The organism is uncultured Algibacter sp. (assembly GCF_963976535.1).
Lineage (GTDB): Bacteria > Bacteroidota > Bacteroidia > Flavobacteriales > Flavobacteriaceae > Algibacter_B.
Genome location: NZ_CAXBLF010000019.1, coordinates 13,517 through 35,839, shown reverse-complemented (window position 1 = coordinate 35,839; position 22,323 = coordinate 13,517). Strand labels below are relative to the sequence as shown.

The 22,323-nt window shown below is 29.7% G+C and carries 18 protein-coding genes; 12 read left to right on the top strand and 6 right to left on the bottom strand.

The window, feature by feature from the left end; all coding sequences use genetic code 11:
- Positions 1–8 precede the first annotated feature (8 nt).
- From gmd to AAC024_RS07380, 3 genes are read left to right on the top strand one after another with little or no spacing between them, the layout of a single operon-like run.
- Entirely contained in the window at positions 9–1,127 is a 1,119-nt protein-coding gene (gene gmd / locus AAC024_RS07390) for a GDP-mannose 4,6-dehydratase (protein ID WP_339894647.1), read from the top strand.
- A gap of 5 nt (positions 1,128–1,132) precedes the next feature.
- A complete protein-coding gene (locus tag AAC024_RS07385) occupies positions 1,133–2,191 on the top strand; it encodes a GDP-L-fucose synthase (protein WP_339894646.1) in 1,059 nt (352 codons plus the stop codon).
- Between the two features lie 20 nt (positions 2,192–2,211).
- Positions 2,212–3,486: a flippase gene (locus AAC024_RS07380; protein WP_339894645.1), complete on the top strand. Its 1,275-nt coding sequence runs from the start codon at positions 2,212–2,214 to the stop codon at positions 3,484–3,486.
- Between the two features lie 10 nt (positions 3,487–3,496).
- On the opposite strand, the gene AAC024_RS07375 is transcribed toward AAC024_RS07380, so the two are convergent.
- On the bottom strand, positions 3,497–3,988 hold the full coding sequence (locus AAC024_RS07375; protein WP_339894644.1) for a hypothetical protein: 492 nt from the start codon (positions 3,986–3,988) through the stop codon (positions 3,497–3,499).
- A 530-nt stretch (positions 3,989–4,518) separates the two neighbouring features.
- Between AAC024_RS07375 and AAC024_RS07370 the strand changes: the two genes are divergently transcribed.
- The 7 genes from AAC024_RS07370 (at position 4,519) to AAC024_RS07340 (ending at position 15,081) form a co-directional block, all read left to right on the top strand.
- Positions 4,519–6,762 (top strand): radical SAM protein, encoded by a 2,244-nt coding sequence (locus AAC024_RS07370; protein WP_339894643.1) that lies wholly within the window; start codon positions 4,519–4,521, stop codon positions 6,760–6,762.
- 306 nt (positions 6,763–7,068) lie between these two features.
- Complete coding sequence (locus AAC024_RS07365) at positions 7,069–8,058, top strand: hypothetical protein (RefSeq protein ID WP_339894642.1); 990 nt, start codon at positions 7,069–7,071, stop codon at positions 8,056–8,058.
- A complete protein-coding gene (locus AAC024_RS07360; protein WP_339894641.1) occupies positions 8,036–9,319 on the top strand; it encodes an O-antigen ligase family protein in 1,284 nt (427 codons plus the stop codon). The genes AAC024_RS07365 and AAC024_RS07360 overlap by 23 nt, the downstream gene beginning before the upstream one ends.
- On the top strand, positions 9,294–10,424 hold the full coding sequence (locus AAC024_RS07355) for a glycosyltransferase family 4 protein (RefSeq protein WP_339894640.1): 1,131 nt from the start codon (positions 9,294–9,296) through the stop codon (positions 10,422–10,424). Before AAC024_RS07360 ends, AAC024_RS07355 begins: the two co-directional genes overlap by 26 nt.
- Before the next feature lie 3 nt (positions 10,425–10,427).
- Positions 10,428–11,162 carry a WecB/TagA/CpsF family glycosyltransferase gene (locus AAC024_RS07350; protein WP_339894639.1) on the top strand — a complete coding sequence of 245 codons (735 nt, stop codon included), beginning with the start codon at positions 10,428–10,430 and terminating at the stop codon, positions 11,160–11,162.
- A 1,579-nt stretch (positions 11,163–12,741) separates the two neighbouring features.
- Complete coding sequence (locus AAC024_RS07345) at positions 12,742–13,728, top strand: UDP-glucuronic acid decarboxylase family protein (protein ID WP_339894638.1); 987 nt, start codon at positions 12,742–12,744, stop codon at positions 13,726–13,728.
- Complete coding sequence (locus AAC024_RS07340; protein WP_339894637.1) at positions 13,729–15,081, top strand: undecaprenyl-phosphate glucose phosphotransferase; 1,353 nt, start codon at positions 13,729–13,731, stop codon at positions 15,079–15,081.
- On the opposite strand, the gene AAC024_RS07335 is transcribed toward AAC024_RS07340, so the two are convergent.
- Genes AAC024_RS07335 through AAC024_RS07325 form a run of 3 tightly spaced genes read right to left on the bottom strand, consistent with a single transcriptional unit; the run spans position 15,078 to position 18,648 of the window.
- Positions 15,078–16,241 carry a glycosyltransferase family 4 protein gene (locus AAC024_RS07335; RefSeq protein ID WP_339894636.1) on the bottom strand — a complete coding sequence of 388 codons (1,164 nt, stop codon included), beginning with the start codon at positions 16,239–16,241 and terminating at the stop codon, positions 15,078–15,080. The genes AAC024_RS07340 and AAC024_RS07335 overlap by 4 nt on opposite strands.
- A gap of 2 nt (positions 16,242–16,243) precedes the next feature.
- Positions 16,244–17,335: a UDP-N-acetylglucosamine 2-epimerase (non-hydrolyzing) gene (gene wecB / locus AAC024_RS07330; protein ID WP_339894635.1), complete on the bottom strand. Its 1,092-nt coding sequence runs from the start codon at positions 17,333–17,335 to the stop codon at positions 16,244–16,246.
- The gene (locus AAC024_RS07325) at positions 17,332–18,648 is read right to left on the bottom strand and encodes a phenylacetate--CoA ligase family protein (RefSeq protein WP_339894634.1); all 1,317 of its coding nucleotides are present in this window, start codon (positions 18,646–18,648) and stop codon (positions 17,332–17,334) included. The genes wecB and AAC024_RS07325 overlap by 4 nt, the downstream gene beginning before the upstream one ends.
- Before the next feature lie 86 nt (positions 18,649–18,734).
- Here AAC024_RS07325 and purD point away from each other — a divergent pair, with 86 nt between their 5' ends.
- Positions 18,735–20,009, top strand: a complete 1,275-nt coding sequence (gene purD, locus AAC024_RS07320) for a phosphoribosylamine--glycine ligase (protein WP_339894633.1) — start codon at positions 18,735–18,737, stop codon at positions 20,007–20,009.
- A 299-nt stretch (positions 20,010–20,308) separates the two neighbouring features.
- Here the strand turns inward: purD and AAC024_RS07315 are convergent, their stop codons facing one another.
- Positions 20,309–20,536: a uracil phosphoribosyltransferase gene (locus AAC024_RS07315; protein WP_339894632.1), complete on the bottom strand. Its 228-nt coding sequence runs from the start codon at positions 20,534–20,536 to the stop codon at positions 20,309–20,311.
- Positions 20,537–20,609: 73 nt separating this feature from the next.
- Between AAC024_RS07315 and AAC024_RS07310 the strand changes: the two genes are divergently transcribed.
- Positions 20,610–21,533, top strand: a complete 924-nt coding sequence (locus AAC024_RS07310) for a DUF6427 family protein (protein WP_339894631.1) — start codon at positions 20,610–20,612, stop codon at positions 21,531–21,533.
- Here AAC024_RS07310 and upp read toward each other — a convergent pair.
- The gene (upp, locus tag AAC024_RS07305) at positions 21,522–22,181 is read right to left on the bottom strand and encodes a uracil phosphoribosyltransferase (RefSeq protein ID WP_339894630.1); all 660 of its coding nucleotides are present in this window, start codon (positions 22,179–22,181) and stop codon (positions 21,522–21,524) included. The two genes, AAC024_RS07310 and upp, sit on opposite strands and share 12 nt — an antisense overlap.
- Positions 22,182–22,323: the final 142 nt, after the last annotated feature.

Genomic DNA, 22,323 nt, shown 5'->3' with positions numbered 1-22,323 from the left:
CAATTAATATGCAGAAAAAAGTAGCATTAATAACAGGAGTTACCGGACAAGACGGTGCTTATTTAAGTGAATTCCTTCTAAAAAAAGAATATGAAGTTCATGGAGTAAAAAGACGATCATCATTGTTTAATACCGATAGAATAGATCATTTATATCAAGACCCTCATATAGAAAACCAAAACTTCTTTTTACACTATGGCGATTTAACGGATAGCACTAACTTAACAAGAATTATTCAGGAAGTTCAGCCTGATGAAATTTATAATCTAGCTGCAATGAGTCATGTACATGTCTCTTTTGAAATGCCAGAATACACGGCAAATGCAGATGGAATTGGTACTTTAAGATTGTTAGAAGCTTTAAGGCTACTTGGTTTAGAAAAGAAAACAAGAATATATCAAGCCTCAACTTCAGAATTATATGGTAAAGTGCAAGAAGTGCCACAAACAGAAACCACACCGTTTTACCCAAGAAGCCCTTATGCGGTTGCAAAAATGTATGCCTATTGGATAACGGTAAACTACAGAGAAGCCTATGGGATGTTTGCTTGTAATGGGATATTGTTTAACCATGAATCCCCTATACGTGGAGAAACTTTTGTTACTCGAAAAATCACAAGAGCTACATCTAAAATAGCAATGGGTTTACAAGAAAAGATTTATCTAGGCAACCTTGATGCTCAAAGAGATTGGGGACATGCTAAAGACTATATTAGAATGATGTGGATGATTCTTCAGGCTGATGAACCAGAAGATTGGGTCATTGCAACAAACAAAACAACCACGGTTAGAGATTTTGTAAAAATGGCTTTCGCACATGTTGGCGTAGAATTAGAGTTCAAAGGAACCGGTGAGAATGAAAAAGGATTTATTAAAAGCTGTAGTAACTCTAAGTATCAATTAGAAATTGGGAAAGAAGTTGTTGCAGTCGATCCAAAATATTTTAGACCAACAGAAGTTGAATTACTTATAGGTGATGCAACTAAAGCAAAAGAAAAATTAGGATGGGTACCTAAATATGATTTACAAGCTTTAGTGGATGACATGATGTCTAGTGATATTAGATTGATGGAAAAAGATAGTTTCCTAAAAGAAGGCGGTTATAAAATTATGAATTACTTCGAATAAATTTCATGGATAAAAATGCCAAAATCTATCTAGCTGGCCATAGAGGTTTAGTAGGAAGTGCCATATTAGAAAACCTAAAAAGTAAAGGGTACTCTAATATTATTACACGTACACATAAAGAACTAGATTTAGCAAATCAATCGGAGGTTGCTAAATTTTTCAGGACTGAAAAACCAGAATATGTGTTTCTGGCTGCAGCTAAAGTTGGCGGAATTGTAGCTAACAATGTGTATAGAGCAGATTTTATTTATGAAAATATGATGATTCAAAATAATGTGATTCATCAAAGCCATGTAAACAAGGTAAAAAAGCTATTGTTTTTAGGAAGCACCTGTATATATCCTAAAAATGCGCCGCAACCGATGAAAGAGGATAGTTTGTTAACAGATACTTTAGAGTACACTAACGAACCTTATGCTATCGCTAAAATTGCAGGAATTAAAATGTGCGAGAGTTATAATTTACAATACGGCACAAACTTTATTTCGGTAATGCCAACAAATCTGTATGGGCCTAATGATAATTTTGATTTAGAAAAATCACATGTTTTACCAGCTTTAATACGCAAAATTCATTTAGCAAAATTGCTATCAGAGTCTAAATTTGATGAAGTCGTTAAAGATTTAGGTGTTAACAATATTGAGGAAGCTAAAGCCTATTTAAATAGGTTTGGAGTATCAGATAATAGTGTTGAAATCTGGGGGTCTGGAAAACCAAAACGTGAATTTCTGTGGAGTAAAGACATGGCAGATGCTTGTGTGTTTATTATGGAAAATAGAAATTTTTCGGACACTTATCTTGATAGCCAAAAAGAAATTAGAAACACGCATATTAATATTGGTACGGGTAAAGATATTTCAATAAAAGAATTGGCCGAAACCATACAAAAAATTATTGGTTTCCAAGGAAATCTACTTTTCAATACAGAAAAACCAGACGGAACAATGCAAAAACTGACAGACGTGACAAAACTGAATAGCTTAGGTTGGAAGCATAAAATTGAGTTAGCGGAAGGCGTTAAAAAGATATACAAATGGTATACTTTAAACACTAAAGTTTCATAAGCCTTTTATTTACAGAATTAATGAAGAAGCTACTTAATAACCCTGTTTTTAATAACATTTTTTGGCTTTTTTTAGACAAAGGCTATGGTGCGCTACTTACGTTGTATATATATGCTAAACTGGCAACTTATTTTGGTACTACAACCTTTGGTGTTTGGAATTATATAATTTCATTTGCCTCATTACTACCAGCTGTTGCGTCATTAGGCTTAAATTACATTATTATTAAGCGCTTAAAAAGCAACCCTCTTTTATCAGATAAAATATTATCCATTTCATTTTATTTAAGATTGTTTACTGGTACTATTACAGCTATTATTCTTTTCATTACCTATACTATATTAAATATCAATTTTAATAGTGATTTGATTCTTGTAATTATTTTATTATTCAGTTCACAAATTGTAATGAATTCTAATATTTATATACAAAAAAACGAGGCTAATCTTCAAAATAGAAAAACGGTTATAGCAAGAAGTATTTCTTTAACGCTTTTTTTTATTTTAAAACTATTAGCAATACAATGGGCTTTAGATATTGTTTATTTCGCTTTGTTAACATTATTAGAGTATCTACTATTTTTTATAATAATTAAAATAAAAGAAGATCATAAATTAAAATTACCTTCAACATACATTAGAAAAAAAATAACGCCTTCACTTCTTAAAGAAGGGTTGCCTTTAATGTTAGCTGCAATAACAACAACGTTATATCTTAAAATTGATCAGCTTTTTATTGCATCTTTCACCAATAATAATGATGTAGGTATTTATGCGGCTTCTGCAAGAATATCTGAGTTTTTATATGCTATTCCTGTAATAGTATCAAATGTGTTTTTTCCTAAAATAATGAAAGCATTTACTAAAGAAAATATAGATAAGATGCTATATCAAATGTTTGCTATAGTATTGATTCTTGCGATAATATGCGTATTAATAATTTCTACATTTTCAGACATAATAATTGAAGTTATGTATGGAAAAGAATATATTCAAGCTTCTGAAATCTTAAAAATCCATGCATGGAGTATTATTTTAATGAGTTTGTTAGTTACAAGTAGTAAATATATTTTAAAAATTAATAGGCAAGACATTATTTTTAAACGCGAACTAATGGGCTTAACTTCCAATATTATCCTTAATTTTTTACTAATACCTAGATACGGTATTAAAGGGGCAGCTTGGGCAACACTTATATCATATTCTGTGTCATCTTTCTTTTCAAATTTCTTTTTTAAAGAAACGAGACCTCTAATCAAAAAACAATTTTTATCAATTTATTACATTTTAAAATAAGCAATATCAACTAGCCACCATATATCGCATTTATTTGATTTTTAGAGACACCATAACCTTGTAGTATTTTATAAACTCCTTTTTTAATATCTTCAAGTTGTGTAGATTCTTTTCCTAGCAAAACTTTTAAATCAGTTACAGATTCACCTAAAAGATCTAACTTTCTTTCAAACAAATGAGATTGTAGTTTTGCTGGAGTCTCAGAATTTAATAGTTTCATCATTAAATCATCTAAGTCGTTTAATTGTTTCTCTAATTTTACAGTATCCGTGTTTTTAAGTTCATATACTTTGTTTTGAACATCTATATACTCTTTCCACGCAACAACTATAGGTCTAGCTTTAGGACTTAAATAAATAGGGGTATATTCAATGCTAATATCTTGTTTTACGATGCTTTCGGTAATTTCTTCATGAGTAACAGGCTTAGTTTCCTGCTTTTTCTTACAAGATACAGCTACAAGTAATATTAGTAAAGCTAAATTTAATAATAAAGTTTTCATTAAAATTGTTTTTTAAACTTATAACGAATATACATTATAAAAATTATTTAAAAAGTATCTTTTTAGTAGAATAAATACGTAATTGGATGTAAAAACATATAATCTACACACTACTTCTTATAATGCTGTTGGCTTGTGAAAAAGATGATGATTCTGTTGAAGAACCAATTAATAAAACTACCAATACTTGTGTAGACAACGAATGAGTTAATATGTTGTTTTAAAGTCAACCAGTACAATCTTTTCTATTGAAAACTTGATAGACGGCAATTGTAGTCAATAAAGGTAAAAGTTATTTTAGAAGAGAAAAATAAACTAAGTACAGCATAATAATAGGCGCTAAAAGATGGTATGCCATAATATTACTATTCTCTGACTTTAAATTCTTATCAAATATTATTAAATATTGGCCATGAAAGTCTCTATTTTTCAGTAATTCTTATGATTTTAAACATTGCGAGTAAGCATATATGTTTTAACTAATTAATGTTTTATCTTTGGGCTCTATTAAACTTAAAAACTTCTGATAAATGCCACTAGCTAAGGCTCTTAAGTACTCCTACCAATATTATATTAATCCAGGTTTTGGGAAGGCAAAATATATTTTACCAACTCATGTTAATTTCCCTATCACAGACAATTGTAATTCAAAATGTCAGATGTGCAATGTATGGAAGGATAAGTCTGAAAATGAACTAACACCTTCTGAGATTGAAAAGTTGTTTTCAGATAAACTTTTTAGTAATGCAAGACATTTAGGCATTTCTGGTGGCGAGCCTACACTTAGAAAAGACCTTATAGATTGTGTTAAATCTATTATTACGTCCATAAAAGGATTGGAGAGTTTATCGATTACCACTCACGGATTTCACCCTACAAAATGGAATAGGCTTTTACCCATAATAAAGGACATGTGTAATGAAAGGCAAATTAACTTTAGCCTTAATGTAAGTGTTGATGGTATTGGTGATTTACATGAAGAAGTAAGGCGCTTTGAGAATGGTTGGAAAAAAGTATTAGAAACCATAAAAATAGTGAAAGAAAAAGGCATTAAACTCCAGATTCAAAGTACAATATCCAAGCATAATATTTATGGGGTAAACGAGATTTTACACTATGCAAGGCAAAAAGATATAGATGTTGTATTTAGAAAAGCAACTACTATTGAAAGGCTATATAACAAAGATATAACGGATGAGTTCTATACTGCTAACCCAGAAAATTCTTTTTTTGCAGATTTTTTAAGGTCAGAAAGTATAAAGAATATTACGCAAAACCCTGCTCGTAAATTATTTTATAAAGACTTATCAAAACGTTTAATTACCAATTCGGACAGAAATGCGCCTTGTCATTTTCAAAATAATGGTGTTTTAATTTCTGCTCATGGCGAAATGTTTCATTGTTCTATAGATAATAAGATTTTGGGTGATTGTAGAAAGGAATCTCCTTTTGATATTTATTACAATAAAAGAAGTATTGAACTATTAAAAGACCTTATGACAAATAAGTGTCCTAAATGTATACACGATCAATCGGGTTCATGGAATCCTACAACTTTAATAAAGGAGGAGCTCTCCTCTAAATTAGGGTTTCTAGATTTAATAGGTAAAACAACCACATTTGGATTAGATAATGCTAAAAACCTTTTAAATATAACTAAGAAAAAGGTTTCTATAGATAGTAAACTTGGCGGAAGTAAAAGAATACATATAATTGGGGCTTATGGAGGAGAACATGTTGGAGATTCAGCTATTTTAGGAGGTGTTATTTTAAGATTACTAAAAAGACATAATTTAATTGATGAGTTTTTAGTATACAGTAAACGTGTAGATAGAACTCAATTTTGGGTAAACGGTTTAGATTTTGAGCAACAAAACGTTAAAATTACAACTTTAGACTCTAATGAGTTGAAACATGTAGTAGCTGGTGAAAATGATATACTTGTTTGGGCTGGCGGACCCATTATGGAAATGCCTATAGATTTATTAGAGCATTATACCACAATTAAAGCCTTTAAAGTCGCCAAACTAAAATTTGAAGTTGTAGGTTGTGGTTGGGGACCTTTCAAAACCCAATATTCAAAAAAATTGGCATTAAAAGTATTGAAAAGTGCAAGCTATGTGGAAATGCGAGATGAATACAGCCAATTAAATGAAATTGAACATGATGTAAATAGAGATCCTGCTTTTGACTATTTAAGTCAAAATTTTAAAGACGACCAGGAATGGAATTGGAATGCAAATAAATCTAACGAGTTTATAGAAAAGATTAAAGAGAAGGGTTTTGAAAAGTTATTTTTATTAAACTTAAGACCTATGTGGTCGAAATACAATAAATCCAATTTATCTATAGATAAGTTGCACAAAATTATAAATGAAAATGTAATAGAGGTGCTTGAAAAACTACCTAAAAATATTGCTGTAGTTTCCGTTCCTTTTAATACTGATCATTATGGTTTCTCAGATATGGAGCCCGCGCTTGATATTAAGGATTTGTGCGATGATAAAGGAATTGAAAATTATTTTGTTTTTAGTAGGGAGTTACACGCTCGAGACAAGATAAAGTTTTTAAAGAATTTTGATTTTGGATTATGTATGAGGTTTCATGCTTGTATATTTTTAAAGAGTTTAAATATTCCAGTTTTTGGACTAGATTATACTGCGGGTGAACTAGGTAAGGTTGGTGGATTATTTGAATCGTTTAAAGATAAAAACTATTGTAATATCTTATCAGTTGATGTTGATAAGATAGTTGATTTTTCAAAAAAAAATTAAAACATTAATTGTTTGATCAGGAAAATATTTTTACTTTTTTTTTCAGTAATGTTATTCACGTTCTTACGTGGTTTTTTAATTATTGTAGCTCCTTTTTTTCTGTTAGTTTTAGTATACATTTATAAACTAAAACCAACTAAGAATATATTGTTTTCATTCGCTTTGTTGTTGATTAGCTTAGTTATTAACTACCTTTTTTATGAAATATATTTAGTCAATAATATTTTTTCTATTCTTTTATTATATCTACCTATTGTAGTTTTACTTTTAAAACCAAAAAGACAATATGTCTCAATAGAGCTATGGATGAGTGTTTCCTCAAAAGTACTAATACTGGTTAATATTACTGCATTTATAAATCTTATTTATGTATATATATCAGGAAATGGACTGCTAGATGATGGTTTTAATGGTCTTTATGGAAGGAGTGGACTAAGCATGCATACTTTTTCTTTGGTTAATTTTATTTACTGCATTTATTATTTTACTAAGGAAAATTATAAAAAGGCAGTATTTTTCTTGTTATCTGGTTTTATGTGTTTTTACGGTTTAGGACTTTTACTTTTTATAGGCGCTTTAGCGATTGTCTTTTTAATTAATTTAAAAAAGAAGTATGTAAAGTATATTATATTATTACCTCTATCTGTGTGGTTAGTTATATTTATAACAACTAAAATAAACCCCGCCGCTTTTTCATACATGAACAATAATATTGATAGAGTCTTGTATACTATTAGCAATAAGCGACCATATGAAAATGAGCTAAAAGATGTTAAGAAGTTTAAAACCGTTAAAACACCTCGGAAAATTATGGTATTCGAGGGAGGCTTAGGTGTCATAACCAACCCTACGTTTTTTTTATTTGGAATTTCTCCTGGAACATATAATTCAAGGGTTTCTTTTTTATTAAATGGAGAGTATACAAGAAACAAATTATTTAAGAATATTAGAAATAGACCTTTTTATGCAGATAGAGATGTTTATCCATTGTGGAATAAAAACATAACATTTCAATATAACGATGGCACAAGAAATGAACCGTTCTCATCTTTACTGGCATTAATAGTAGAGTATGGTGTTTTGCAAACGCTATTAATATGCCTTTTGTTATGGCATAGTTACAAGAGGCTAAAGGCTCAAAATGACAACTATAAATTTTTTATTCAGTTTTTATTTGTTTTCTTCTTCTTAAACATTTTAACAGAAAATTATTTTGAGTATCCAGAGTTCATATTGCTTATTATTATAATATACAAATCAATAGAGTCTTCTAATGTTAAAACAATTTATAGCTAACTATTGTAATTCTGATAAAATAATTAATATTTTAATTGTTTTATATGCGGCAGTATTACCATTGGGTCATGCAATGGCTAATCTTACTTTGTTATTAATGGTGTTTTTTCTTACTATATATGCCATCAAAAACAGAAATAAAACTTTAAAAAATATAACACATTCTGTATTTTGGATTTTTCTATTTTCTATTTTATTTTTTGTTTATGCTTTCAGTCTTCTTTATTCTGATGACATAGAAGTAGGTTATACCCAAGTATATAAAAAATCTCCTATATTTATACTCACAGTCTTTGTTATTATTCTTAGAAAAAGAATAATAACAAAGACTGTTTTTAACGCAATGAATGTGTTCTCCTATTCAGTAACATTTGTTTGTGTTATTTCTATTTTATTAGCGTTGTATAACTGTTATGCATATAAACCAAGTGTTCTACTATATTGCTCTTCAGATCAAAATTTAGCAAGTACTTTTATTTCTTATCATAAATTATATTTATCTTTATATATAACTATTGCAATATTCTTTCTTCTTTTTTTAATGTTTTATGAAGGAAATAAAATTAGAATATTTAGCACAAAGAGCTTTCTAGTATCAATATTATTTTTTACTCTAATTTTGCTTGGCAGTCGTAATTCTTTGGTTGTTTCGACGCTAGTTATAATTGGATTTCCCCTCGTCCATTTTTTAAAAAACAAAATGATTTTGAAATTCTTTTTGTTTAGTACTTCTATATTAATAATAGTTTTTTCTAGTATTTATTTTAATCCTTTGTTACAAGAAAAAATAAAAGAAGCTATTAATTATGAAAACCAATATAATGTCAACAAACGTTGGGGAGGCACCTCAGTTAGAAAACTTATTTGGGAGTATTCATATACCACATTTAAAAAAAGTCCTATTGTCGGTGTTGGAGTGGGTGATGCACAGAAAGAACTAAACGCTTCTTATTTAGAATATACTGAGACATCTGCACTAAAACACAGGAATTATAACACACATAATGATATATTACAAATTGCTGTTACAACAGGAATATTAGGAATTAGCTTATATTTGTTCAGTTTAATTTATATTATAAGAATATCGTTTAATAAGAAAAACTATATTCATTGCCTTTTTGTTATCTTATTTTTAGTTTCTGGGTTAACAGAATCTTTTTTGGAAAGAGATATGGGGATTAGAGTATATTCATTTTTTACAATTTTATTATTTATTTATAGCACGCGGATATATGAAAATTCTTCAAATACACAATAAATATAGGCACTATGGAGGTGAGGATGTTGTTGTAGATAACGAATATAATCTTCTTAAAAATAATGGCTTTGAGGTAAATCAACTATTATTTAGTAATGAAAAAATATCACCTTCGAACCTTTTTCATAGTCCTGAAGCGTTTCAAACAACTCTAAATAAAATAGATGATTTTAATCCAGATGTAATCCACGTGCATAATATATTTTATTCAGCTTCACCTAGTGTGCTGAAGGCTGCTAAAAAAAGGAATATACCTGTTGTAATGACTCTTCATAATTATAGGTTATTGTGCCCTGGGGCCCTGTTTTTGAGAGATTCCAAGGTCTGTACTAAGTGTAAAAATATTTCTATACCGTACTATGGAATAAAACACAAGTGCTTTCAAAACTCTTATATGAAAAGTGCTTTATTAGCGTCGTTTATTGGGTATAACAAGATAGCTAAAACCTGGTCTAATACAATTAATAAATTTATTGTTCTTACACCGTTTATTAAAAAATTGATTGTTGATTCAAGTTTAAAAATTAAAGATACTAACATCGTAGTAAAACCAAATAGTACAGATGATTTATTAAATGTCAATATTTTAGAAAGAAAAAACAAATACTTATTTATAGGAAGATTATCTAAAGAAAAAGGAGTAAATATTTTGATAGAAGCTTTCAATAAAATCTCTCATATTCAACTTGATGTTATCGGTGATGGCGAGTTGTTTGATGAACTAAAAAATACTGCAAATAAAAATATTATATTTCATGGCGCAAAAGATAAAGCGTTTATTTCTGAAATGCTTAGCCAAACTAGAGCTTTGGTTTTTCCATCAATTTGGTACGAGGGTCTTCCTAACACTTTAATTGAAGCTTTTTCTGCAGGAACTCCAGTTCTTGCTTCAAATATTGATAATATTAATGATATCGTAATCTCTGGGTATAACGGAGAAACATTTTCTCCTAATAATCCTATTGAATTGGTTGAAAAAGTACTTGAGTTTTCTAATAAAGAAACGAAACAATATGGAATAAACGCAAGGAAACTATATGAGAAAATGTATACCCATCAGAAGAATTTTGAAAACCTAAAAGACCTCTATTCGAAGTTGAATTAAATTATGAAGAAAAGAATAATAAGTATTGATATCAATCAGGGAAATAAGGATTTTTATGAAAACAAAATTATTGATTTAATTGACAGAAAGGTAAATTCATATGTCTGTTTTTCAAACGTTCATATGCTTGTTGAAGCTCATAATGATAAAGAGTTTGCAAAAGTAGTTAATGAAGCTACATTTGCTTTCCCCGATGGTTTTCCTATAGCAAAAAGTTTTAAATTTTTACACAAAATAAATCAGCCAAGGATTGCAGGAATGGATTTTTTACCAAACTTCCTTGAAGTTTGTCAGACCAAAAAATACAGGATAGCGGTCATTGGGTCCACAGAAGATGTTCTAAATAAGTTTAAACACAAAATTGAGGAAGAATACCCTAATATTGCAGTAACTGCATTAATTTCCCCCCCATTTGGTAAAGCATGGAATAATGAACAATATATTATTGAATTAAATACAACTAAAACAGACGCTATTTTTGTGGCATTAGGATGTCCAAAACAAGAAAAATGGATGCATAATCATTATAAGCAAATTAACGCTATGTTATTTGGAATAGGAGGCGCTTTACCTACCTATGTTGGCGATGTTAAAAGAGCTCCAGTTTTGATTCAAAAATATGGGTTTGAATGGTTATATCGATTAATTCAAGAACCTAGAAGAATGGCTAAAAGATATTTTTATACCAATTCAAAATTTTTATTTTTATTTCTGAAAACATGGATGCTTAAAAAATAAAAAAATCAATCAATTAATTATTATATATGAACTTGATTTTTATAAAAAGGATAAGCATGTTATTGTATTTTACAATAATTATGTTTCTGCTAGGAGATGTTTTAAGAAAAACTTCTATTTATTTTAATCTTGATTTTATTAGGTATACGGGAGTTTTTAAAACAATAGTTTTAATAACTTACATTGTTTTTGTTTTTGTTTATCTAAAAGAGTATACTAAATTAGAGGTCACAAAAAAGTTCATTGTTTTTAGTATTGGACTTTTAATTGTTTTTTTTCTTGGTCAAACTATTATAAAATCCAATTCTAATATTTTAAGCTTAATAAGAGGTAATCTTTTGTTTTTGAGTAGATATTTATACTGGCCAATTACGATTATAACATTTCTGCCTCTAATCACATCAAGTAATTACTCAAATCAACATCTAAGATTTTTTTCTATTCTTTTCTTTATAAATGCTGCTGTTATTTTATTAAGCTTCTTTTTTAACATTAATCTGTTCAAAACTTATTTTACTTTTGAAAGGTTTGGATTTATGGGGTTTTATAACACAAGCAATCAAGCTAGTTATTATTTTATATTATTTATACTTTATTATTATTATAAAGTTTTTTTTAAGTTAAAAAATCATTTAGAATTTAGTTTTGTGCTTTTAATTTCTCTTTTGATTGGCACTAAAAAAATATATTTTTTCTTGATAATATTGTGTTTGTATCATTTTTTCAAATTTAAACTATTTAAAAACTTAAAATTTTATTCGTTAATATCAGTTATTATTATTTTCGTTATTATTTTCTTCTTGAAATTAAAATTCTTTTTTGAATCAAAATTTCAAATATTTATAAATATTTATAATGATCAAGGACTATTAACTAGTGTTACTTCATATAGAGACCAATTGTTGGTTAAAACATATGCTGATGTAATAAACTCATGGAGATTACCTAATTATATTTTAGGTGGACCAAAATTCTATGAGATTAGAACGGAATTTGGACTGATAGATCTATATCTTTTATTTGGATGCTTTGGGATATATGCATTTTATCTTTTTTTTAAAACATTATATCAATTTACAAATTTTAGCAAATTCTATTTGTTTATTTTAGCCTCTGTGGGGTTAACTTCTTTTTTTTCTAGTGGTTTTTTGTCAGATGCCAATCAACCTCTTTTATTTGTATTAATAAGTGGATATTTTATATCGGAAACAAAGCTGAGTATAAAAGAATTTTGAGTGATAATGATATATTGAGTTATAATAGTGGAATTTATTTTTTAATAGTATTAAATTTGCATGTTTTATAGTATTGTTTTGGAAGAAAGGTTTAAATAATACAAGTGAGTCTTCAGTAATTTAAAGCAGATGATATTTTATTAAATGAATAAAAAAATTGAGGCTTAAAATTCTAATTGGGCATATTTAAATTCGTAAAGATCTAATGAGAATCGAATCTTATAATGGTTTAATATTCTTATTAAGCAATTAAAGTAATATCAGACTACTATGATTTGAACAAAAATTATAACAATAGGTCTAAATAAAATTTAGTTTAATATTTTTTCAGTGAATTAAAGAAAATGAAAAAAATACTAATAACGGGAGCAGCGGGCTTCTTGGGCTCCCATTTATGCGATCGCTTCATTAAAGAAGGCTACCATGTTGTGGCTATGGATAATTTTATCACGGGTGATAAAAAAAACATTGAACATTTATTTGGTTTAGAGCATTTTGAATTTGTAGCTCACGATGTAACCAATTTTATAGAACTTAGAGGAAACCTAGATTATATTTTACATTTTGCTTCACCTGCAAGCCCTATAGATTATTTAAAAATCCCAATACAAACCTTGAAAGTAGGCGCTTTAGGCACACATAATCTTTTGGGATTGGCCAAAGCTAAAAATGCTCGTATGCTTATTGCGTCTACATCAGAAGTTTACGGAGATCCTTTAGTACACCCACAATCAGAAGATTATTACGGGAATGTTAATACCATTGGACCTCGAGGTGTTTATGACGAAGCTAAACGTTTTCAAGAATCCATAACCATGGCATATCATAGGTTTCACGGATTGGAAACCCGAATTGCACGTATATTTAATACCTACGGACCAAGGATGCGGCTTAATGACGGAAGAGTGATTCCTGCTTTTATTGGTCAAGCCCTTAGAGGAGAAGATTTAACTGTTTTTGGTGACGGATTACAAACACGATCTTTTTGTTATGTTGACGATCAAGTTGAAGGGATTTATAGGTTACTTTTAAGCAATTATACAAACCCCGTTAATATTGGTAATCCTCACGAAATAACAATTAAAGAGTTTGCTGAAGAAATTATAAAATTAACAGGAACTAATCAAAAGATAATTTATAAAAAATTACCTCAAGATGATCCATTACAAAGGCAGCCAGACATAAGTTTAGCAAAAAAAATACTAAATTGGGAGCCAAAGATTAGTAGAGCCGAAGGAATGAAGATAACTTATGATTATTTTAAATCTTTATCTGAAGACGAATTATATAAAAGTGCTCATAAAGATTTTAAAGCACATATAAAAAAATAAGTGGACTATAAAAAAGGAAGATATTCTAGTTTAATAAAACCCTTATTCGGTTTTACAGACTTAGTCATAATTAATATGGCTGTGTTTTACTTTGAAATAAATTTAAAGAATGTTTATGCTTTTTGTTTATATGTATCTATTTCTTGGATAATTATTGCTGTTAAAAATCATTTTTACGAAGTACAACGGCACACAAGGTTAATTCAAATGATTCCACTTTTGTTTAGGCAAATCGTGTTTTTCGCCATAGCGCTTTATGCTTTTATAGGATTTTTTAAACAACCTAATGTTAGTAGGTTAGCTTTAGGGAGCTACTTATTATTAGTTTTTTTACTAATTTGTATATTTAAGTTTCTAACAATCTTTTTATTAAAAAAATATAGAATAATATTAAGAGGGAATATCAGAAAAGTTATAGTGATTGGCAGTAATGAAAAAGCTAGACAATTAATCAAAACATTTAATACAAGATTGGATTTTGGTTATAAATTTCATGCTCAATTTAGTGGAAAAGACGCAGATTTTAATTTGGAAAATTGTTTCGATTATATAATAGAAAATAATATCGATGAGATTTATTTTTCAGTAGCCGAACTATCTAATAAACAGATAAATAAATTAATAGATTTCGCGGATAATAATTTACGTGAGTTAAAATTTATTCCAGACAATAAAGAAATTTATTCTAAGAAACTTAAATATGAATATTACGACTATATCCCTATTTTATCATTACGAGCTATTCCGCTTCAAGAATCGGTAAACCAATTTGTAAAAAGGATTTTTGATATTTTATTTTCTTTATTCGTCATCGTTTTTGTGTTGTCGTGGTTAACTCCAATTTTAGCAATACTGATTAAGTTAGAATCCAAAGGACCTGTTTTCTTTAAGCAGTCAAGAAATGGGTTTAATTATCAGGAGTTTGATTGTTATAAATTTAGGTCTATGACTCCAAATAAAAATGCACACCTGACTCAAGCTAAAAAAGGTGACCAAAGGATAACTAAAATGGGTGCTTTTATTAGAAAAACGAGCATAGATGAATTACCACAGTTTTTTAATGTGTTATTTGGTGATATGTCGGTAGTTGGCCCAAGACCGCACATGGTAAGTCATACTAATTTATATGCCCAAAGAATCGATAAATTTATGGTACGTCACTTTGTTAAACCAGGTATTACGGGATTAGCTCAAGTTAGTGGCTTTAGAGGAGAGGTTGAAACAGATGATGATATAATAAGCCGTGTAAAATATGATATTTTCTATATTGAAAACTGGTCGCTATTGCTTGATTTAAAAATTATTTCTCAAACACTTATGAATGCTCTAAAAGGTGAAGAAAAAGCGTATTAAAGAAGCTTAATAAATTGAATTAATTGATTGCTAAAACCAAAATTCTCAAAAGCTGTTTCTTGTATTCTAATTCTATTTTTTGATTGTAATTTTGAAGTGTCTAATTTTGAAATTACAGTGTTTAAATCTTCATAATTACTTGCCTCTGCAACCCATCCTAATCCATGTTTTTTAATAATAGTTTCGCCTTCGCCACCGCCAAAATATAACATGGGTATTCCTAAGCGCGCAAATTCAAATATTTTTGAGGGCACTGAGCCATAAATTCTATTAAGTAATGGAATTATAGTCATGTCATATTCGGGTAATACTTGATGTAATAACTGTCTTGTGACCTCACCATGATAAACAATATCTAAATCTGGTTGATTTTTAATTAAACTTTCAATGGCGTTTTGTTCTGCTCCAGCGCCATAAATGTGAAATTGAACTTTAGAGTAATCTAACTTCTCACAGAGCTTTAAAACCCCTTGAGCAACACCCAATAAACCCGCATAAACCATTTTTATCTTTTCGGCGTTATGTATTTCAGCATTTGGTAAAGGCGTACTGAAATCTGGGTAATTTCGATATAAGAACGTTTCCTTTTTAGGGTAAAGAGACTTTATATATGTTAGTATTTCTTCACTTTGTCCCAAAACTAAATTTGCATGTCTATAGTTGAAATGCTCTATTTTTTCTAGTAATTTGTAACTGAAATTCTTTTTAAAAGCACCTAGTTCTAGTCCAGCAAGAGGCCACAAATCACTTACATTCACTATTGTTTTTCGTGTTTTTGAACGTAGAAAAAATACTGAGGTAAACGCAACTAGCAAGGGAGGTGATTGGATGATTACCGTTTTAGGGATTTTATTCCAAGCAAAAAACCAAATTAAGCTAAAACTATACGATAACATGGCAATAAGACGTAACAATTTATTCTTAGAGTTACTAGCGTAAATCCATAACCGACTTATGGTTATGTTGTTTTCAGTTGAAGTGTGCTTAAATCGGCCTCTATAGCCTTCAAGAACTTTACCTTTAGGATAATTTGGCAAAGGAGTAATAACCGAAACTTTAAAATTATACTTTTGAAGTCCTTCAGCCAAATGAAAAATACGATTTGAAGCCGCACCAGTTTCAGGTGGAAAATAATTTGTTATTATAAGAATGTCTTTCATTTTTAACGTCTCATTGATGCTAAATGATGAACAATTCTTTTTGCAGCGTTTCCATCCCATAATTCTGGAATTTCACCTTGTTTCCAAGTACCCGAAAGTAATATATTAAAAGCATTTTTAATTTTTTCAGAATCGCTCCCTACTAAAATATTGGTGCCTATATCACATGTTTCTGGGCGTTCAGTAGAATCACGTAACGTTATACAAGGTATGTTCATAACGGTAGTTTCTTCGGTAATACCACCAGAATCAGTTATTACGGCTAAAGCATGTTTTACTAAATAATTAAACTCTAAATAACCCAACGGATTTACATAATGCAAATTCTCAAAATTTAAATTTAAGTGACGCAAAAGTTTTTCCGTTCTTGGGTGAACAGGAAAAATAATAGGATAATCTTTACTTAATGTCACAATTTGAGTAATCAATCTTTTTAATAGATGTTCTTCATCTACGTTACTTGGTCTATGAAGCGTCATGACCAAATATTCTTTGTTAGATAAGTTTAAATCATCCCAAAGTGATGGTTTTTTAAGCCTATTTTCATTTTTAAGTAACGTATCAATCATCACATTACCAACAAAAAAGATATTTGATTTTGAAACACCTAATTTGATTAAATTTTCATTGGCATAATTTGAAGTAGTAAAGAAATAATCAGTTAAACTATCAGTAACAATTCTGTTAATTTCCTCAGGCATTCGCATATCTCCAGAGCGAATTCCAGCTTCAACATGGGCTACTTTAATATGCGCTTTTTTAGCAACTATAGTACAAGCCATAGTTGAGGTAACATCACCAACAACCAATACCAAATCGCACGGGTTTTGTTTCAATTCATTTTCGAAACCAATCATTATGGCCGCCGTTTGTTCTGCCTGCGTGCCACTTTTTACTTCTAAATTACTATCGGGAAGCGGAATATTTAACTCCTCAAAAAAAGTACCACTTAAATTTTTATCGTAATGCTGACCAGTATGTACAAGCCTATAATTTAGGTTAAAACCTTCCTTTTTCTTTTCTTGAATAGCATCAATAATAGGAGCAATTTTCATAAAATTTGGTCTTGCCCCAGCAACTATAGTAATATTCATATGTTTTGAATATAAGATGAAAACTGTTTCAATTTACCACTTTTTGAACGAATCAACTGGTCTTGTTTTTCAAATTTAATTTGAAGCCCTTTTTCAAGATAGTTTTCCATTTCAGCTGTAATTATCTTCTTTTTTTCTTCTGAAAGCGATTCAGAACTTACATAAATAATTTTAAAAGTATCGTGTTTAAGTTGTTCAATAACGAATTCTTTTACTTTACCATCATCTCCAATAATACTTTTAGTGATGTAATAAAACGTTAACCCTGCGGCTTTTTTGCCACTTGGTAAAATAGCAATATCGTTAGTACGTCCTAATAATTTTTCAAGAATCGGTGTTTTAAGGGTACTGTCTTTTGAAAGGATTCCAATATCTCCAATGTCATATCTAATAAACGGGTGCGCTTTATTGTAAAGTGAAGTAATTACGATGCGTCCTTCTTCGCCGTATGGTAAAACATTATTATGTCCATCAAGAATTTCAACAAATAAGGTTTCACTATTTACTTGCCACTTTCCGTTCGGGTTTTCAAAGGCGATTAAATCTAATTCTGAAGCGCCATATTCATTAATTACAGGCACGCCAAATTGTTTTTTCATGAGCTCTTTGTCGTCTTCAAAAAGCATTTCAGAAGTTACTACACATGCTTTTAGAGTAGGACAAATATCTTTTAAAACGCAATTTTTTATTAGAAGAAATTTAGCAAACTGCACAATAGAACTTGTGTAACCATTAATATAATCGAATGGTGTTGATTGAAATGTTTTTAAATGTTTTTCAAAAGCAGCATCACTTAAATCAAACACAGAAAATCGAAATCGGCTGCTGAGTTTATCCTTAAAACGTTCTTTATAATAGCCTTTTTTGTCTAAAGGAATACCATAAAATCGAGCTTGTTTAGAGCTATTGAAATTTAAGTAATGCCAGCCAAAGCGATTTTGTATAACCGCCCAAGTTAAAGCATGACTAAATTTGTCTTTAGCAAAAACAAAAGGGTCGCCCGATGAACCAGAGGTTTTATTAACGTAAATAGCATTTTTTTTAAACCCTTTTGAAAGGCGTTCTTCTAAAGGTTTTTGTAAATCCTTTTTCGTCAGTATTGGAATGGTATTCCAGTCTGAAAGATCCACTTTATTTGCAAATGACTTATAAAACGGATTATTTTTTAAGTGATATGCAATAATCTCCCGCTTTTTGTCTTCAACATAAGCCTCAAAATTAGTTTCACTGGTATTTTGAATTGTTTTCAACACACGTGAGGCTTCCTTGATGGGAAAGCCGTTTAATTGCAATGACAAATCAAATAAATTCACCTTAAAAATAGATTGTTTGTAAAGTAAATAAAAAAAATTCGTGTATTCGTGGCATTAATTTTATTTTTGCGGAAACAACGGTAACTATGAATATCTTAATACTTGGTTCTGGTGGGAGAGAACACACTTTTGCTTGGAAAATTGCACAAAGTCCAAAATGCAAAAAACTATTTGTAGCACCAGGAAATTCTGGAACAGCACAAGTTGCAACAAACATAAATATTGGCGTTACAGACTTTCCAGCAATTAAAGAATTAGTCATAGATAAGCATATTGATTTGGTTGTTGTTGGTCCAGAAGATCCTTTAGTACAAGGAGTTCATGATTATTTTTTAAATGATAATGCTATTAAACATGTATCTGTTATCGGTCCGCAAAAAGCTGCTGCTGAGTTAGAAGGAAGTAAAGAATTTGCAAAAGAATTTTTATATCGACATAATATTCCAACAGCTGCTTATGAAAGTTTCACTAAAGCAACTTTAAAAAAAGGCTATGCTTTTCTAGAAACTTTAAACGCGCCTTACGTTTTAAAGGCAGATGGGTTGGCCGCAGGAAAGGGTGTTGTTATTTTAAAGGATTTAGATGATGCTAAAGCGGAACTAAAAAGCATGCTTGTGGATGCTAAATTTGGTGAAGCAAGTACAAAAGTGGTTATTGAGGAGTTTTTGGATGGTATTGAGCTAAGCTGTTTTGTTTTGACGGATGGTACAAACTATAAAATTTTACCAACTGCAAAAGATTACAAACGTATAGGTGAAGGTGATACAGGTTTAAATACAGGCGGTATGGGAGCCGTTTCTCCAGTGCCTTTCGCTACAGATGCCTTTCTTAAAAAAATTGAAGAGCGCATTGTAAAACCTACAATTAATGGTTTTAAAAAGGACAACTTACCTTATGTTGGTTTTGTATTTATTGGAATTATTAAAGTTGGTGACGACCCTAAAGTGATTGAATATAATGTGCGAATGGGCGATCCAGAAACTGAAGTAGTTTTACCAAGATTAAAAAATGATTTTGTTGAAATCTTACAAGCTATGGCTCATGGCGATTTAGATAAAATTGATATTGAAATTGATGAACGCGCTGCTACAACAATAATGACTGTTTCAGGTGGTTACCCTGAGGCGTATGAAAAAGGTAAAGAAATTACTGGTATTGAAACTATTGAAGATTCTATTGCGTTTCATGCAGGTGCACAAAATGAGAATGGAAAAATTGTAACTTCCGGAGGTCGAGTTATGGCTATTACATCTTATGGAAACACGTACCAAGAAGCCATAAAAAAATCTTACCAAAGTATAGAAAAACTACATTTTGATAAGATGCATTATCGTAAAGATATTGGATTCGATTTAAACTAATTTGAATAAGATATTAGGCAAGTAGAAAATGAAAATCTATTGTTTTAATCTAAATAATTCCCCGATGGTTCTGCCTCGGGGTTTCCGAATTCACATCCCCTTAGGGGAGGTCAGAATTGCCTTTTCGCAATTCCGGGTGGGGCAAAATATAAAATTTCAATTTTTGTCCCCAGAGCCAAAATGAAACCAGCGAAATACCCCTATGGCTTACCTCGGGGATAGTTGGCTTCAAGAAATTTTTTATTTGAAAATTTTAAGCAAAAAAGAGCGTTTTATACAAATTATTAATCAAAGGAGTTTTACAAATAGGAGTGAGAAGAAATACTTTTATCTTCTTCATTGTTGTCGTTGAAACTTTTAAGTTGTAACATCCAGTAAACAAAGGCAACAAGTCCAATAATTAAAAAAATCCAAGAAACTACGTTTGCTCCAAACCAACTTTCAAGTTCTAATGCTCTTAAAGCATCAAAAGGTGCGAAAAGGACATCAACAAATAAATCTTGTATAGCGTAAAAGAAATCTTTCATTTTGTGTTTATTTATTATCCACTAACCATTATATAGTTAGTATATTTACATAGCAAAAATACAAAAACAGTTAATGATAACAAGCTTTTTTAATAAATCTAGACCAATATATTTTATTATTGTTTTTTTTATTGCGCTTTTGGCTTTTATAGTAGCCAGAATTAATAGAGTAAATGAGACGATAACTCTCGAATTTGTGCTAAAGCAAGCCTTACTATTGTTTATAATTTTTGCTTCTATTTTACTTTTAAATTTTATTGTTAATAAGAACAGTTTGACTAACAAAAGCAACTATGAAATAGTATTGTTTAGTCTCTTCTTATTATTCATTACACAAACAACAAATCATTCAAACGTATTGCTATCTAACTTTTTTGTTTTAATAGGGTTGAGAAGAATTGTTAGTTTACGCTCTCCAAAAAACACAAAGAAAAAACTTTTTGATGCTGCTTTTTGGATAGCTATCGCAGCATTATTTTATTTCTGGTCTATTCTATTTTTTATTTTAATAATCTTATCACTTGTTCTGTATACTGATAATAATATCAGGCATTGGATCATCCCTTTTTTAGGAGTATTTGCTGTTTTTATTCTTTCCTTTAGCGTTTCAGTGGTTTTGTATGATAGTTTTTTCGAAATAATTAATCTGTCTCCAGAAATTAGTTACGATTTCAGCAATTACAATTCCGTTCAATATTTAATTGCTATTACACTGTTGCTATCCTTCGGTATTTGGTCTTCAATATTTTATTCGCAAAACATAAAAAAGAAGAAAAAGGCGTTTAGGGCATCGTTTAAAACCATCATTTTAGCAGCCATAATTGGTTTTTTTATCGTGATACAAGCACCAGATAAAAATGGAAGTGAGTTTTTATTTTTATTTGCTCCTTTAGCGATTATTATTGCGAACTACATTGATATTATCCAAGAAAAATGGTTTAAAGAAATCTTTTTAGCAGTATTAGTTATTGCTCCTTTTTTGTTATTACTGCTGTAGTTTTTTACCAAATGCTAAATCGCCAGCATCACCAAGCCCAGGAATAATATAGCCTTTATCATTTAAGGTTTCATCAATGGCAGCAATCCATAAATGTGTGTTATCATCAAAGTTTTGTTTAACAAAATCAACGCCTTCTTGAGCTCCAATAACACTTATTAGGTGTATTTCTTTAGGAGTTCCAAAAGGCTTTAAAGCTTCAAAAGTTGCAACCATAGATTGTCCGGTTGCTAACATTGGGTCTGCTAAAACAAGTGTTTTGTTTTCTAAATTAGGGCAGGCTAAATATTCTACTATAATTTCAAAACTTTCCGGGTTATGTTTATGATGTCTATAAGCAGAAATAAAAGCATTTTCTGCTGTATCAAAGTAATTTAGCAAGCCATTATGTAATGGCACACCTGCTCTTAAAATAGAGCATAGTACAATTTCGTTTTCTGGTAAATTAATAGCGCATGTCCCTAAAGGTGTCTCAATAGGTTCAGTATTATAACTTAAGCTTTTGCTCATTTCATACCCTAAAATTTCTCCTATACGTTCAATATTTCTTCTAAAACGCATACTGTCTTTTTGAATTTCAACATGTCTAATTTCAGAAATAAAATTGTTCAATATGGAATTTTCAAGTGATATATTATGAATGTGCATGAGTCTAAATCTAAATTAGGAAGAGTAAAGTTAATAAAACCCAAGTAATAATTTATTCTTAAACATATTTCATTCGCTACAAGCAGTAGTTTTGTTCAATATTCTTATATAATTTACGTATTTTTGTACCTTAAAATTCCAC

Bases quoted from the DNA above. Each gene is read 5' to 3' on its own strand.
- AAC024_RS07345 (WP_339894638.1), top strand. From the start codon at position 12,742: ATGAAAAAAATACTAATAACGGGAGCAGCGGGCTTCTTGGGCTCCCAT.
- AAC024_RS07385 (WP_339894646.1), top strand. From the start codon at position 1,133: ATGGATAAAAATGCCAAAATCTATCTAGCTGGCCATAGAGGTTTAGTA.
- AAC024_RS07355 (WP_339894640.1), top strand. From the start codon at position 9,294: ATGAAAATTCTTCAAATACACAATAAATATAGGCACTATGGAGGTGAG.
- AAC024_RS07365 (WP_339894642.1), top strand. From the start codon at position 7,069: ATGAGTGTTTCCTCAAAAGTACTAATACTGGTTAATATTACTGCATTT.
- AAC024_RS07335 (WP_339894636.1), bottom strand. From the start codon at position 16,241: ATGAAAGACATTCTTATAATAACAAATTATTTTCCACCTGAAACTGGT.
- AAC024_RS07315 (WP_339894632.1), bottom strand. From the start codon at position 20,536: ATGAAAGATTTCTTTTACGCTATACAAGATTTATTTGTTGATGTCCTT.
- gmd (WP_339894647.1), top strand. From the start codon at position 9: ATGCAGAAAAAAGTAGCATTAATAACAGGAGTTACCGGACAAGACGGT.
- AAC024_RS07350 (WP_339894639.1), top strand. From the start codon at position 10,428: ATGAAGAAAAGAATAATAAGTATTGATATCAATCAGGGAAATAAGGAT.
- AAC024_RS07310 (WP_339894631.1), top strand. From the start codon at position 20,610: ATGATAACAAGCTTTTTTAATAAATCTAGACCAATATATTTTATTATT.
- wecB (WP_339894635.1), bottom strand. From the start codon at position 17,335: ATGAATATTACTATAGTTGCTGGGGCAAGACCAAATTTTATGAAAATT.
- AAC024_RS07375 (WP_339894644.1), bottom strand. From the start codon at position 3,988: ATGAAAACTTTATTATTAAATTTAGCTTTACTAATATTACTTGTAGCT.
- upp (WP_339894630.1), bottom strand. From the start codon at position 22,181: ATGCACATTCATAATATATCACTTGAAAATTCCATATTGAACAATTTT.
- purD (WP_339894633.1), top strand. From the start codon at position 18,735: ATGAATATCTTAATACTTGGTTCTGGTGGGAGAGAACACACTTTTGCT.
- AAC024_RS07360 (WP_339894641.1), top strand. From the start codon at position 8,036: ATGTTAAAACAATTTATAGCTAACTATTGTAATTCTGATAAAATAATT.
- AAC024_RS07370 (WP_339894643.1), top strand. From the start codon at position 4,519: ATGCCACTAGCTAAGGCTCTTAAGTACTCCTACCAATATTATATTAAT.
- AAC024_RS07380 (WP_339894645.1), top strand. From the start codon at position 2,212: ATGAAGAAGCTACTTAATAACCCTGTTTTTAATAACATTTTTTGGCTT.